This window comes from Amycolatopsis kentuckyensis (genome assembly GCF_041679295.1).
In the GTDB taxonomy this organism is placed as follows: Bacteria; Actinomycetota; Actinomycetes; order Mycobacteriales; family Pseudonocardiaceae; genus Amycolatopsis; species Amycolatopsis kentuckyensis_A.
The window spans coordinates 186523-199752 of sequence record NZ_JBGDMD010000003.1 but is presented as its reverse complement, the minus strand read 5'-3'; the positions used below and the strand labels follow the sequence as shown (position 1 = coordinate 199752).

Here is a 13230-nt window from a genome sequence, read left to right as displayed (position 1 = left end):
ATGGTCGGGAACACCACCGGCGGGGTGGACCTCGGAGTGCTGGGACCGTTCGAGGTCCGGATCGGCGGCGCACCACGGGACGTCGGCGGGCCGCGGCTGCGGGCCCTGCTGGCCGTGCTGACGGCGGAGGCGGGTCACGTAGTGAGCGTCCCCGCGCTCGGCCGCGCGCTGTGGGGCGAGCGGCCGCCCGCGCACGCGGACCGCACCGTCCGGACCTACCTCTCGCGGCTGCGCGGCTCCGTGGACCCGCGGCTGATCCAGACCCGCCCGCCCGGCTACGTGCTGCACGTCGAGCCGGAAGCGCTCGACGCGGCCCGGTTCGAGCACCTCGCCGCGGAGGGACGGCGCGCGCTCGCCGCCCGGGAGCCCGACGTCGCGCGCGAGCACCTGACCGCTGCTTTGGCGCTGTGGCGCGGAAACGCGTACGAGGAGTTCGACGACGTCGAAACCCTGAAGGCCGAAGGGATGCGGCTGGACCGGTTGCGCCACGACACCGTCCAGGACCGGATCGACGCCGACCTCGCCGCCGGCGAGGACACCGGGCTGATCGCCGAGCTGGAGGCGCTGACCGCCGCCTTCCCCGGCCACGAACGGCTGTGGGCGCAGCTGATGACGGCGCTCTACCGCGCCGGGCGCCAGGGTGACGCGCTGGCGGCGTTCCGCCGGGCCCGGCACGGGCTGATCACCGCGTCCGGGGTGGAGCCGTCGCCGGTGCTGGCGCAGGTGCACCGGCAGGTCCTCACCCACGACCCGGGGCTGCTCGCGGTCCGGGCCGGGACCGTGGCGACCGTCCCGGACGACGCGCTGGCCGCCGGGGAGCACGCGCTGCTGGAGGACGGCGACCTGCGCACCGGCCGGGAGCACTTCGAGACCGCCTACCGCCGCGCCGAGCAGGCCGGGGACGCCGACGGGCTCGCCCGCGCGGCCCTCGGCCTCGGCGGGGTGTGGGTGCACGAGCACCGGACGTCCGCCGCGTACGAGCTGCTGCTCACGCGGCTGCGGCACGCGCTGGCGCAGGTCGATCCGGCGTCGGTGCTCGCCCGCCGGCTGCGGACGCGGCTCGCCGGCGAAGAGGACTACCAGCACGTCACGCACGACCGGATCCTGGCCGCCGTCGAGGAGACGCGGCGGGCCGGTGACGCGGCCGCGCACGCCGAGGCGCTGAGCCTGGCCCACCACTGCCTGCTCGGCCCGGACCACCCGGCCCGGCGCCACGAGCTGGCCACCGAGCTGGTCGGGGTGAGCGGCCGGTCCGGGCGGCGCACCGACCTCGTGATGGGGGTGCTGTGGGACACCGTCGACCTCTTCCTGGCCGGCGACCCGCACGCGCAGCGCCGGCTCGGCGAACTCGACGCGCTCCTGGCGGCGCGCCGGCACCTCGCCGCGGGGTTCGTCGCGGACGCGCTGAAGGTCATGCTCGCCATCCGCGCCGGCCGCTTCCGCGAGGCCGAGCAGGGCGCGCAGGCGTGCGCGGAGGTGGGCCAGGCGGCGGGCGATCTGGACGCGCTCGGCTGGTACGGCGCGCAGCTGGTGGCGATCCGGTGGTTCCAGGGCCGGCTCGGCGAGCTGATGCCGGTGCTGGACGGGCTGATGCACTCCCCCACGCTCAGCCCGATCGACAACTCCTACTACGCGGCGCTGGCGGTGGCGGCGGCCTCGGCGGGCGACCGCCGGACGGCCGCGGGCGCGCTGGCCCGCCTGTGCGGCGGCGACCTGGGGGCGTTGCCGCGGTCGAGCACGTGGCTGATTTCCCTGTGCGGCGCGGCGGAAACCGCTTACCTGCTGGGCGACGTCGAAACGGCGAAGCGGGTGTCCGAGCTGTTGCGCCCGTTCGGCCACCTGCCGGCGATGGCGAGCCTGGCGATCGCGTGCTTCGGGTCGATCCACTACCCGCTGGGCACGGCGGCCCTGACGACGGACGACCCGGACCGCGCGGTGGCCCACCTGCGCGCGGCGGTCCACCACAACCTGGCGTTGGCCCACTGGCCGGCGGTGGTGTTCTCCCGGCGCCGCCACGCGGAAGCCCTGGTCCGGCGCGGCGACCCGGGCGATGTCGTGGCGGCGGAACAGGAACTGCGAGCAGCCGACGAGGAGGCACGCACCTTCGGCCGGTGAAAGGGCCTTCAGCGCGCCGCGAGCGTCGCCGTCTCGCGGCCCTCCAACCGGAACAACGGCCCGCCGCCACGAGGTCCAGCGCGCGCCTGACCACCGGGGACGGCTTCACCACCAGCTCGATGCCCACCTCCGCGCAGTAGTTGCGCAGCCGGCCCAGGGCCGCCACCCCCGTCACCCCGCGGAAGCCGGCGCCGAACAGGTCCAGCACCAGCCGTTCGGGGGCCGCGGACACCACCCGGTCCGCGGTCGTCACGGTCAGCAGCAGGTCGGACGGGTCGAGCATCCGGGCTTCTCCTTCCGGGGGACAGGAAACGATGATCGGCTCCCACCCGGTTCCCGATGGCGGCAGACCTCGCGGAAATCGCCGTTTCCGTGGTTATCGCCCGGGCGCCCGGGAATGCGGTGGCTTCCGGCCACCGGTTCCGCCCCGGGAACCACCGGCGCCGACGAAAGGCATCCGCGCGTGTTCCGACACACGAAGCTGCTCCAGTTCGAAGCCAAGCCCGAAAGGCCCGACGCCGTCTACGCCCACAAGCTGCAGGAACTCATCGGCGGCGCCTACGGCGAAATGACGGTCACGATGCAGTACCTGTTCCAGGGCTGGAACTGCCGCATCGAAGGCAAGTACAAGGACCTCATCATGGACACCGCGACCGAGGAGATCGGGCATGTGGAAATGCTCGCCACCATGGTCGCGCGCCTGCTGGAAGGCGCCCCCGCCACCGCCACGGCGGAAGCCGTGAAAGACCCGGTGATGGCCGCCGTCATCGGCGGGATGGACCCGCAGCAGGCCATCGTCGCCGGCGGCGGCGCGCTCCCCGCGGACAGCAACGGCTACCCGTGGAACGGCAAGTACATCGTCGCCTCCGGCAACCTGCTCGCCGACTTCCGCGCCAACGCCGCCGCCGAAGCCCAGGGCCGCCTGCAGACCGCCCGGCTGTACAACATGACCGACGACCCGGGCGTCAAGGCGATGTTGAAGTTCAACCTCGCCCGCGACACCGTGCACCAGAAGCAGTGGCTGGCCGCCATCGAAGAGCTGAAGGCCGACGGGCTCGAAGAGGACATCGCGCCGGGCGCCCTCCTCGACGAAGAGGACCAGACCCACAACCACACGATCTGGCACCTGTCCGACGGCCCGGACGGCGCCAAGGGCAGCAGCTGGACGACCGACGCGGGCATCGAGTACCTGATGGACCCCGAGCCCCTCGGCGGTCCCGGCACCGCGCCGAAGCCCGACCCGGCGCTCTACGGCACCTACGCGCCGCTGCAGGACGCCAAGGGCACCGCGAAGGGCAAGGCCAAGGCGGTCAAGAACAAGCTGACCTGACCGGGAGCCCGGCGCGTCCCCCGGGGCGCGCCGGGCCCTTCCCTTCTCCCGCCCCCGGCTGCCAGGCTCGGGCGGCGACGAGAAGGAGCGACGATGCCCGGACTTCTGCTGCGTGACGGCCGCCCGTGGAGAGCGGGCGGCCGGGCCGACCTCCTCGTCCGCGACGGCGTCGTCGCCAAGATCGGCCCCGGGCTGGATCCCGGCGACGCCGACGTCCTCGACCTCGGCGGCCGGCTGGTCCTGCCGGGCCTGGTCGAAGCCCACTGCCACCTCGACAAGACGCTCTTCGGCGGGCCGTGGCGGCCGCATTCGGCCGGGCCGGCGCTGGCCGACCGCATCGCCGACGAACGCGTCCGCCGCGCCGAGCTCGGCCTCCCCGACCCGGCTCACGTGACCGCGCTGCTCGAGGCGATGGTGGCCGCGGGCACGACGCACGTCCGCACCCACACCGACGTCTACGCCGGCACGGACCTGACCGGGGTGGAGGTCGTGCGCGACGTCGCCGCGCGGCTGGCCGGGCGGATCACCGTCGAGCAGGTCGCCTTCCCGCAGAGCGGCATCCTCACCAACCCCGGCACCGCCGAGCTGCTGGAGCGGGCGATCGGCCTCGGCGTGCGCGCGGTCGGCGGCATCGACCCGGCGGGGCTGGATCGCGACCCGGTCCGCCACCTCGACGTCGTGTTCGGCCTGGCCGAGCGCCACGGTGTGCGGGTCGACCTACACCTGCACGACCCGGGCTCGCTCGGCGTGTTCGAACTGGAGCTGATCATCGAGCGGACACGGGCGACCGGGCTGGCCGGGCGGGTGACGGTCAGCCACGCGTACGCGCTCGCCCAGGCGGACGCGGCGACGCAGGACCGGCTGGCGGCGGGCCTGGCCGAAGCGGGCATCACGATCACGACGGCGGCGATCTTCGACTTCCCGGTCCCGCCGCTGAAGCGCCTGCGCGCGGCGGGGGTGAACGTGGCGTGCGGCCACGACGACATCCGCGACCTGTGGAGCCCGTTCGGCAGCGGCGACCTCCTCGAGCGCGCGATGCACCTGGCCTACCGCAGCACGTTCCGCCGGGACGAGGACATCGAGCTGGCTCTCGAAGCGGTCACCTACGGCGGAGCCGGCGCCCTGGGTCTCGACGGCTACGGGCTCACCGAAGGCGCGCCCGCGGACCTCGTCGTGGTCGACGCCGAGGCCCCGGCCCACGCCGTCGTGACGCGGCCGCCGCGCGACCTGGTCCTCAAGGCCGGCCACGTCGTCGCCCGCCGGATGTAGTGAATGACTCATTCCTGTCGCCAGGCGCCATGAATGAGTCATTCACGTCGTCACCACGGTCGCCACCGCGGTGAGTACACGGGCCGGACCGGCACGCCGCCGCGCGCCGAGCCCAGGTCGGTCAGCGCCACGTGTTCCAGGCCGTTGCCCGCGCCGCCGTCACTCGTCACCGCCAACGCCAGGGTGTTGCGGCCGTGCGGGTCGAGAACCCCGGCCGGCAGCGCGAACGTGTGCTGCGGCCCCACGTCGGCGACGTACTGGCCGACGTTCCACCCGTTGAGGAAGAGCCGCGGCCTGGGCGGCGGGCACGCCCAGCAGGGCGGCCGCCACGGCGACGACGGCCGGGACGCGGCGAGTCTCATGGTGTCCTCGGTTCGACGCTGATCCAGGGATTGTTAACGCTGACAGGAACGGCCCGGTACTTTCGTCGGGTCAGTGGACGGGGTTCCACCCGTCGCTTCCGGCGAGGTAGCGCTGAGCGGTGAACGTCGCGGCCTGTGCGGCACTCAGCTGCGGGCGGTCGGTTCCGGTACCCGCGCCCGGCCCGGTGTTGCGGTACTCGAAGAACCGGGCGTCCCGCCACGAGAAGCCGGACATGTCCGTCCACGGCGTGGTCTTGATCGCCGCCGGCAGGGCGGTCTCGCGGACGACGACCTGGGCGATGGCGTCTACGTCCCCGCCGGGGTGCCACGGCCGCCCCAGGTAGAAGCTGCCGGTCGCCGCCGTGCTGAGCACCTTGCTGCCGACGATCAGGAAGCCGTACGGGTTGCCGCGGCGGGTGCTGGCCGCGGTCAGGTAGCCGTTCGGGTTCGAGCCGCGGTCGAGCGCGGTGATCGTCGCCCGGTCGAACACGGCGGTGGCGCGCCCGAACAGGAAGTCGACGTCGCCGCTGATCGCGCAGTCGCGGTAGTACTGGCGGCCGGCCGTGCCGGTCGCCGCAGTGTCGGCGTAGAGCGTGTCCTGGTGGCCGAGGAACGTGACGTTGTCGAAGACCATCCGGTCGCCGGTCGTCTTCACCGCGACCGCCTGGGTCGCGGTGATCTCCGGGTGGGCCAAGCGGTCGAAGGAGTTGCGGAACGTCAGCGCGGTCGCGGTGAAGCCGTTCGCGGCGATCGTCGCGGTCGCGCTGCCCGACGTGCCGTACGTCGAACCGTCGGGCTTCTTCGTGCCGCTGGCGTTGTCGTAGTCGACGACGACGTCGGCGGCCTTGCCGGTGGTGCCGCGCAGGGTGATCCCGGTCTTGGCCGCGGGAACGGTGATCACCTCGCGGTAGGTCCCGGGCTTGACCGAAACGGTGCCGCCGGCGGAGACGGCATCGATCCCGGCCTGGACGGTGGGGTAGTTCCCGGAGCCGTCCTTGGCCACGACGACGTTCGCCGCGGCGGGTGGGGCCAGTGTCGTCCCGGTGAGCACCGAGACGAGGAGCAGGGTCTTGAGCATGGCACCTCCACGAGGGGACGCCCGGGGGTGCCGGACGGCGACCGGCACCCCCGGTCGCTTACTGGTAGGTGATGTTCGCGGTGGTGTAGAGGCAGTTCGTCGAGTCCGGCCCGCTGCCGATCTTCGTCGGCTCGCCGCTGGTGACGCCCTTGTACTTCTCGCAGGGCACGATCTTGCGGCTCGAGTCCCCGACGATGGTGATCCGGGTCAGCTTCGCGGTGTCGCCGTAGTTGGTGTTGATGCCGACGAGCGTCTTGCCGGGCACGGTCGCGGTGACGTTGTCGACGACGACGTTGCGCTTGTACTGCGTCTTGCAGTTGCCGCAGGAGCGGTACAGCTTGCCGAAGTCGTCGACCTGGAAGTTCCGGATGTACATCGTGCCGGGACCGTTGTGCTGGAAGACCTTGTCCGACGCCTTGCGCGCGCCGCCGCCGTCGATCGTCATGGTCTGCGAGGCCGAGGTGCCCTTGAAGGTCGCGGCGTCCTCGCCGACGTCCTCCCACCAGACGTTGAGCAGCGTGCAGGTGCCGAGGCAGTGCACGCCGTCGGCGGCCGGGTTGCCGAGGACGACGTTCTTCAGCGTGGTGCCGTTCGCCAGCTCGAAGAGCGGGCCCTGGTCCTCGTCCTGGCCGCCGGTGCCGAGGTCACCGGTGCCGTAGAACCGCTTGAGGCCGCCGTCGTAGGTGCCGCTGGTGACCTTGATGGTCGCACCGACGGGCACGCTCGTGCTCGGGTTCGGCCAGGACGCGGCGGACGCGGTCGCGCCGGCACCGACCACCGCCGAAACCGCGAGGGCGGCGACGGCCGCGGCCCGGAGCACCCGGGATATCGGGGACATGCTCATCACTCCTTGGTTCTTCCCGTGCGGGAAATGGTCCTCCTGAGTGCTGAAAGCGCTTTCTCAGTCTCCGATCACCGGGATCGGCGTGTCAATGTCACCGGCCGCAGCGGCGGCCCTGTCGCCCGGATGGTCGCTCGGGCACCAGGTTTTCAGAAAACGGGACCGGTGCCGAAGGAGTCCGGTGTCTTGAATGAGTCATTCAGGTCCTGGGAGGTCCTGAATGACTCATTCAAGACCTCGGGGTCAGCGGCTCACGGGACCGGCGCCGGCCAGTACGCGCGCGGGCACGGCCCACGCCGGGTCCAGCCGCTCCACCAGCGTCGGCGTCCAGCCCACGTCCGGTCCCAGGTCGGGGTCGTTCGCCGCGTTGTACTCGGCGAGCAAGTCCACCGGACGCGGCAAGGAGGCGCCGGACGAAACCAGCGTCCCGGTCGCGTGGAACACCGTTCCCTTCCAATAGTGGACCAGCGCCCCCACCGGCACCGGCGCCGGGATCCGGAAGAAGTTGTTCTCCGCGTAGATCCGCGATTCGACCCCGACACCCAGTGAATACGTGTACGCCGCCGCATCCCGCACCACATACAGGTTGTCGTACACGTGCACCTGCCCGTACCGCACCCGCGGCGCGCGCTGCCCGATGTCGGCGAACAGGTTGTGGTGCACCGTGACGCGCAGCTTGCCGACGTCGTACGTCGGCTTGTCGGTGTTGCCGATCAGCATCGTCTTGTCGTGGTCGTGGAGGCGGTTGTCCGACACCGTCACCAGGTCCGAGCCGTTGACGATGTCCAGCAGTCCATCGTGGACTTCGTACTTGCGTCCGAAGTACGTCGGCTGCGAGGTGTTCCCGCCGTCGCTGAACTCGTTGTGGCTGACCCAGACGTGCGTCGCCCCGACGAGGTCGACGTTGTCGTACTCGGAGTTCCAGTTGCCGTCGGCGCCGTCGAGCGGGTCCCACTGGGGGAAGCAGTCGTGCGCGTCGGCGAACCGCAGGTTCCGCAGGATCACGTTGTCGCCGGTGACGCGCAGCGTCAGGCCGTGCAGGGTGGCGCCGCCGAGGCCGTAGACGGTCGTGTTCGGGCCGACGTCGACGACGACCTGCGCGGCCTGGTTGGCCTGCGACCGCGCCCGTGCCTCCTCCAGCGGCCCCGACGGCTCGGCCTTGCCCCAGGTCGCCGGGTCGTACGCCGCCAGGTACGCGGGCAGGTTGTAGCCCGGATCCGCGAAGTCGTCGCACGTCCGGGGCCGGTCGGCGGCGTCGACGTTGCCCTCGATCGTGCCGCGGACGTAGACGATCTTCGGCGCGCCCGGGTGCGCCGCCAGCGCGGCGACCAGCTCGGAGCGCTTGGTCACCGTGTGGACGTCGGCGGGGGCGGCCGCGGCTCCGCCGGTCGTCCCCGCGCCCCAGCCGTCGTGCGCGCCGAGCACGACGCGGCCCGGGTCGTGGCCGCGGGCGTCCGCCGTCCCGGCGGTGAGGGTGAGTCCGAGCAGGGCCAAGCACCCCGCGAAGGCCTTCCAGCGCATGTCGGCTCCTTCTACTCGGCCGCCCGGGCCGCGAGCTCGGCCAGCCGGGCGGGCTCCGGGTCGCCGTCCACGACGACGACGTGGTGGGTCAGCGTCAGCTCCCCGCCGGGTTCGAGCAGCCACGGCCGGTGGTAGGTCGCGGCGAAGCTGACCACCGGGAACGGCTCGGCGCGGACGTACCAGGCGGTCGGGAACCCGGGGTTCGCCGGGCTGTCGGCGAACAGCAGCGTCGAGGTCCGCAGGCTTTCGTCGTGGCGGCCGGTGAACGCGAGCCACGGCGCGCGGTGCCCCATCGCGTCGTCCGCCTCCCGGCCGTCGGACGTCCGGACCGTGCCGCCGACGAACGAGCGCGGGCCGCGCCAGAACAGCCCGCCGTACCCGGCGGTGTCGCGCCCTTCGGTGACCGGGCTCCCCCAGCGCAGTTCCTGGTTGCTCGTGTTGCGCAGCCGGCTCGACCACGTGAGGGTCCAGCTGTCCGGCGAGACGTCGCCGAAGCGCAGCGTGCGGTGCTCGGTCAGCCACTGCCGGCCCGACGCGGTGCGCCAGGCGAGCTCGTGCCGCAGTTCGCAGTGCGCGGGCGCGCTCGCGATGCTCTCCCAGCGGACGTGGCCGACGGTGCCGTTGTTGTCGAGCGGGGTGTAGCCGCGGCCGCGCACGTAAGTCCGGCCGCCCCAGAAGTTCTCGCCGGACAGGTGGGCCATCGTGAACTGCAGGCCGTTGTGCCAGGTGTGGTCGTGCGGCCGGACCGCGGTGACGGTCTCGCCCGCCGTGCTCCGCAGCGGGTGCAGGTACGGCTTCGGCGAGTCCCCGGCGGGCGTCGGCGGCGCCACGACGTACTCCGCCAGGACGAGGTCGCCGAGGCGGACGCGCACCGCGCCGTCGTCGTCTTCGGCCAGCTCCAGGGTCCCGTCCCCCACCGCCGCGCGGCTCACGCCGGTTCCCCGATTTCGTCCAGCAGCTCGTCGACCGCCACCGGCGCACCGGTGACGACGGAACGGTTGGCGGCCAAGCCGGTGAGCAGGGCCCGCAGGCCGGACTCGTGGTCGGCGGCGCACCCCAGCGGGTCCGGCTCGGCGTCGCCGAGCAGCTCGGCGAGCATCCGCTCGTCACCGCCGCCGTGCCCGTCGCCGAGGACCCCGTCGAACACGGCTTCCGCCGGCGCCCACTGCCGTTGCACGGTCAGCGTGGCGCGGGCGGGCCCGCCGGAATCGGTGGCGTATTCGTTTTCCCGGACGTCCAGTTCGAGCCGCCCCGAGCTGCCGGAGAACGCGACGCGGTAGCCCTCGCGCGGTGAGTAGGCGTGCAGGTGGTAGTTCAGCACCACACCACCGGGGAAGCGCACGAGCACGGACAAGTCGTCTTCGATCGTGACACCGGGCGCGAACACGTCCTGGTTCCGGACGTAGCCGTCCTCGTGCTCGGCGTCCCGGTAGAGCGCGCGCAGCCGGGGCGAGGCATCGAGGTCGAGGGCGAACCGGTCGTCCGCGTGCCCGTTTCCCTCGCCGTAGAAGAACAAGCGGCCGAACGCGAACACCGTCTCCGGGCCGCGGCCGAGCCACCAGTTGACGAGGTCGAAGTGGTGCCCGGACTTGTGCACGAGCAGGCCGCCGGAGTTCGCCTTGTCGCGGTGCCAGCGGCGGAAGTAGTCGGCGCCGTGCGCGGTGTCGAGCAGCCAGCTGAACTCGACCGAACCGACCTCCCCGATCGCGCCCGCCGCGAGCAGTTCCCGCACGCGCCGGTGCACCGGGTTGTAGCGGTAGTTGAACGCGACCCGCACCGAGCGTCCCGTCTCGCGGCGGGCCGCCAGGATCCGCCGAGCGCCGTCGACGTCGGTGGTCATCGGCTTTTCCGTGACGACGTCGCAGCCCGCGTGCAGCGCCGCGACGACGTAGTCGGCGTGCGTGTGGTCGGGTGTGCAGACCACGACGACGTCGATGCGTTCTTTCGCCAGCATGGCGGCGAAGCCGTCCGGCCGGTAGCCGGGCACCGCCGCGGCGAGCCAGCCGTTGTGGACGCGCATGCGGGTTTCGTTGGGGTCGCAGAAGGCCGCGAGCTCGGCCCGCGGCGAGCCCGCCAGGGCTTGGGCGAACAGCTGGGCGCGCGAACCCAGCCCGACGATCGCGTACCGGCGCGTCACCATCACGTCTCCTCTCGGGCGGGGGTCCAGGGCAGGGCGAGTTCGGAGAAGAGCGCAAGGCGTTCGGCCGCGGCGTCGACCGCCCGGTCGACGCCCGGCACGACGAACCGGCGCTCCGGCCCGGTACCGACCGTGCGGGCCTGGGGCAGCCGCCGCGGCTCGGGTGCATCGCGGACGGCCTCGACCAGGGCGGTGAACGCGCGGGTGGCGGCCAGCGGCGCGAGCAGCGGGACGCCGTCGCGGAGGTGGTGGACGAGGTTCGCCAGCAGGTCCTCCGGCGGGCCGACCGGCACCGGCTCGTCCCCGACGAGGACGACGTCGGTCTTGTAGGGCCACCGGATCCGGCCCTCGGTGCCGTGGATCAGCACATAAGGCTCGTGATCGGCTTCGGCGGCGAGCGTCGCAGCAGCGACGACGTCCGGGGCGCCGGCGAAGCACAGGCGGGCGCACGCCGTGTCGTCCGCTTCGATCTCGCGGGCGCGGTACAGCTCGACGGTGCTCCGCTCGGGCAGCGCCCCGGCCGTGCCGTTGAGCAGCAAAGCGGTCGCGACGGCGTGGGCGAACGGGTTCGTCAGGGCGCCGTCCACGACCGCTCGCCCGTCGAGCCGGCGCCGGCCCGCCCACGCGGTGCGCGCGAAGTAGCGGTCACGCCGGATCCACGCGCCCGCGGCGGCGATCCCGGTGACCGTCCCGATCGCCCCTCCTGCCAGCACGGCCCGGATCACCGCGACCGCGGGCGAGCCGAAGCTCTGGAACCCGACCTGGCAGGCCCGGCCGCGGGCCCGCTCGGTCAGCTCGTCGAACGCCGCCAGGTCGAGCACCGGCGGCTTCTCCACGAGCACGTGGCAGCCCGCGGCGAGCGCGAGCCGGGCCAGGGGCAGGTGCGTGTGCGGCGGGGTCGCGATCACGGCGATGTCCGCCGGCACGCGCGCCAGCAGCTCGGCCGGGTCGCGGGTGAACACCGGCACCAGCTCGGCGGCGCCGTCCGGCGGTTCGCGGACGTCGCACGCGCCGGCCAGGACGAGCTCGCCGCGGTCGTGCAGCGCCCGGGCCCGGCGCAGGTGCGTGCGCGCGTAGCCGGCCGTGCCGAAGACGACGACCCTGGGGGTCATCGGCGGCCGCCGGTCGCCACCGCGGCCAGGGCCAGCGGCCCGGCCACCACCAGTGCCAGGATCGGCAGCATCCACACGAGCACCACCGCGAGGCCGGCCGCCCCGGCCAGGAGCACGGCGTTCCCCGGTGCCGCCGCGGTCTCGCGAGCGGCCGCCACCACCGCGCGGCGCCAGGACGGCTCCCCGGCCGCCACGACTCCGCAGGTCCGCACCGCGACGACGACAGCCGCCGCGGCCAGCACCCACAACGCCGGTCCGAGCACCCCGGCACCCGGCATCGACCGCACGACTTCGAGGTCCACCGCGAACACCAGCACCACCAGCAGACCGAGCCCGCCGAAGGCGAGACCGCCCGGGGCGTGCCGCCGGAAGTCCGCCCAGAAGGTCGTCCACAGTGGACTTCCGATGTCGAGCCGTGTCCGGTCCAGGGCCCGGCAGCCCGCCGCGAACGCCGGCGGCGCGGTCACCAGCGGCACCGAGGCGAGAGCGACGAGCAGGCCGGTCAGCAGGCAGTCCGAAAAGTCGGCGAGCCCGGTGCGCCACGGGGTTCGCATCACCGTCACCCCTTCAGGCCGCTGGTGGTGACGCCTTCGACCAGCAGGCGCTGGAAGGCGAGGAAGAACAGGACGATCGGCACGAGCGCGAGCGCCGACATGGCGAACATCGCGCCGAAGTTCGACTCGCTGCTGGTGTCGACGAACAGCCGCAAGCCCAGCGGCACGGTGAACTTCTCCGTGTCGTTCAGGTACACCATCTGCGTGAAGAAGTCGTTCCACGTCCAGATGAACGTGAAGATCGACGTCGTCACCAGCGCCGGTTTCGACAGCGGCAGCACGACGTGCCAGAACGTCCGGTAGACCGAACAGCCGTCGATGGTCGCGGCTTCGTCGAGCTCACGCGGGATCCCGCGCATGAACTGCACGATGAGGAACACGAAGAACGCCTCGGTGGCCAGCAGCTTCGGCAGGATCAGCGGGACGAAGGTGTTGACCAGGCCGGCCTGCTGGAAGATCACGTACTGCGGGATGAGCGTCACGTGGTAGGGCAGCATCAGCGTCGTGATCATGAACGCGAACAGTGCGCCGCGGAACCGGAAGTCCAACCGGGCGAAGGCGTACGCGGCCAGCGAACAGGACAGCACGTTGGCCGCCACCGACAGGCCGGCGACGACGAACGAGTTGAGGAAGAAGCGGCCGAACCCGACGTCGGCCGCCCCTTCCCAGCCCTTCGTGTAGCCGTCGAAGACGAACCGCGTCGGCAGCAGGGAAAGCCGGGACAGGATCTCGTCCGGCGGCTTGACCGACGCGAACGCCAGCCACACCAGCGGGTAGAGCACCACGGCGACGATCACGAGGCACAGCACGTGCCGGCCCGCCGAACGCGCGGAACGCGGGAGCACGGTCACTAGTGCACCCTCTTTCCTGCGAGTCCTTGGATGGGGCTTGTGGTAGGAACTAGGCGGAAG

12 protein-coding genes are annotated in these 13230 nt (G+C 72.6%); 3 read left to right on the top strand and 9 right to left on the bottom strand.

Features of this window, described 5'->3' with window-relative positions; all coding sequences use genetic code 11:
• From ACERZO_RS12620 to ACERZO_RS12610, 3 genes are all read left to right on the top strand, one after another.
• A complete protein-coding gene (locus ACERZO_RS12620; RefSeq protein WP_372664788.1) occupies nucleotides 1–2115 on the top strand; it encodes an AfsR/SARP family transcriptional regulator in 2115 nt (704 codons plus the stop codon).
• A gap of 463 nt (nucleotides 2116–2578) precedes the next feature.
• On the top strand, nucleotides 2579–3445 hold the full coding sequence (locus ACERZO_RS12615; protein WP_372664787.1) for a manganese catalase family protein: 867 nt from the start codon (nucleotides 2579–2581) through the stop codon (nucleotides 3443–3445).
• A 93-nt stretch (nucleotides 3446–3538) separates the two neighbouring features.
• Nucleotides 3539–4714: an amidohydrolase gene (locus ACERZO_RS12610; RefSeq protein WP_372664786.1), complete on the top strand. Its 1176-nt coding sequence runs from the start codon at nucleotides 3539–3541 to the stop codon at nucleotides 4712–4714.
• A gap of 50 nt (nucleotides 4715–4764) precedes the next feature.
• Here ACERZO_RS12610 and ACERZO_RS12605 read toward each other — a convergent pair whose 3' ends face one another.
• From ACERZO_RS12605 to ACERZO_RS12565, 9 genes are all read right to left on the bottom strand, one after another.
• Nucleotides 4765–5076: a beta galactosidase jelly roll domain-containing protein gene (locus ACERZO_RS12605; protein ID WP_372664785.1), complete on the bottom strand. Its 312-nt coding sequence runs from the start codon at nucleotides 5074–5076 to the stop codon at nucleotides 4765–4767.
• A 70-nt stretch (nucleotides 5077–5146) separates the two neighbouring features.
• Nucleotides 5147–6154 (bottom strand): pectinesterase family protein, encoded by a 1008-nt coding sequence (locus ACERZO_RS12600; RefSeq protein ID WP_372664784.1) that lies wholly within the window; start codon nucleotides 6152–6154, stop codon nucleotides 5147–5149.
• 58 nt (nucleotides 6155–6212) lie between these two features.
• The gene (locus tag ACERZO_RS12595) at nucleotides 6213–6983 is read right to left on the bottom strand and encodes a pectate lyase (protein ID WP_372665565.1); all 771 of its coding nucleotides are present in this window, start codon (nucleotides 6981–6983) and stop codon (nucleotides 6213–6215) included.
• Nucleotides 6984–7238: 255 nt separating this feature from the next.
• Complete coding sequence (locus tag ACERZO_RS12590; protein WP_372664783.1) at nucleotides 7239–8516, bottom strand: pectate lyase family protein; 1278 nt, start codon at nucleotides 8514–8516, stop codon at nucleotides 7239–7241.
• 11 nt (nucleotides 8517–8527) lie between these two features.
• Complete coding sequence (locus ACERZO_RS12585) at nucleotides 8528–9448, bottom strand: PmoA family protein (protein WP_372664782.1); 921 nt, start codon at nucleotides 9446–9448, stop codon at nucleotides 8528–8530.
• Nucleotides 9445–10656, bottom strand: coding sequence for a Gfo/Idh/MocA family protein (locus tag ACERZO_RS12580; RefSeq protein ID WP_372664781.1), 1212 nt, complete (start codon nucleotides 10654–10656; stop codon nucleotides 9445–9447). Before ACERZO_RS12580 ends, ACERZO_RS12585 begins: the two co-directional genes overlap by 4 nt.
• Nucleotides 10656–11765 (bottom strand): Gfo/Idh/MocA family protein, encoded by a 1110-nt coding sequence (locus tag ACERZO_RS12575; protein ID WP_372664780.1) that lies wholly within the window; start codon nucleotides 11763–11765, stop codon nucleotides 10656–10658. The genes ACERZO_RS12580 and ACERZO_RS12575 overlap by 1 nt, the downstream gene beginning before the upstream one ends.
• The gene (locus tag ACERZO_RS12570; RefSeq protein WP_372664779.1) at nucleotides 11762–12319 is read right to left on the bottom strand and encodes a hypothetical protein; all 558 of its coding nucleotides are present in this window, start codon (nucleotides 12317–12319) and stop codon (nucleotides 11762–11764) included. Before ACERZO_RS12570 ends, ACERZO_RS12575 begins: the two co-directional genes overlap by 4 nt.
• Before the next feature lie 5 nt (nucleotides 12320–12324).
• Nucleotides 12325–13170: a carbohydrate ABC transporter permease gene (locus ACERZO_RS12565; protein WP_372664778.1), complete on the bottom strand. Its 846-nt coding sequence runs from the start codon at nucleotides 13168–13170 to the stop codon at nucleotides 12325–12327.
• Nucleotides 13171–13230 lie beyond the last annotated feature (60 nt).

Bases quoted from the DNA above. Each gene is read 5' to 3' on its own strand.
- ACERZO_RS12620 (WP_372664788.1), top strand. From the start codon at position 1: ATGGTCGGGAACACCACCGGCGGGGTGGACCTCGGAGTGCTGGGACCG.
- ACERZO_RS12610 (WP_372664786.1), top strand. From the start codon at position 3,539: ATGCCCGGACTTCTGCTGCGTGACGGCCGCCCGTGGAGAGCGGGCGGC.
- ACERZO_RS12605 (WP_372664785.1), bottom strand. From the start codon at position 5,076: ATGAGACTCGCCGCGTCCCGGCCGTCGTCGCCGTGGCGGCCGCCCTGC.
- ACERZO_RS12600 (WP_372664784.1), bottom strand. From the start codon at position 6,154: ATGCTCAAGACCCTGCTCCTCGTCTCGGTGCTCACCGGGACGACACTG.
- ACERZO_RS12590 (WP_372664783.1), bottom strand. From the start codon at position 8,516: ATGCGCTGGAAGGCCTTCGCGGGGTGCTTGGCCCTGCTCGGACTCACC.
- ACERZO_RS12580 (WP_372664781.1), bottom strand. From the start codon at position 10,656: ATGGTGACGCGCCGGTACGCGATCGTCGGGCTGGGTTCGCGCGCCCAG.
- ACERZO_RS12575 (WP_372664780.1), bottom strand. From the start codon at position 11,765: ATGACCCCCAGGGTCGTCGTCTTCGGCACGGCCGGCTACGCGCGCACG.
- ACERZO_RS12570 (WP_372664779.1), bottom strand. From the start codon at position 12,319: ATGCGAACCCCGTGGCGCACCGGGCTCGCCGACTTTTCGGACTGCCTG.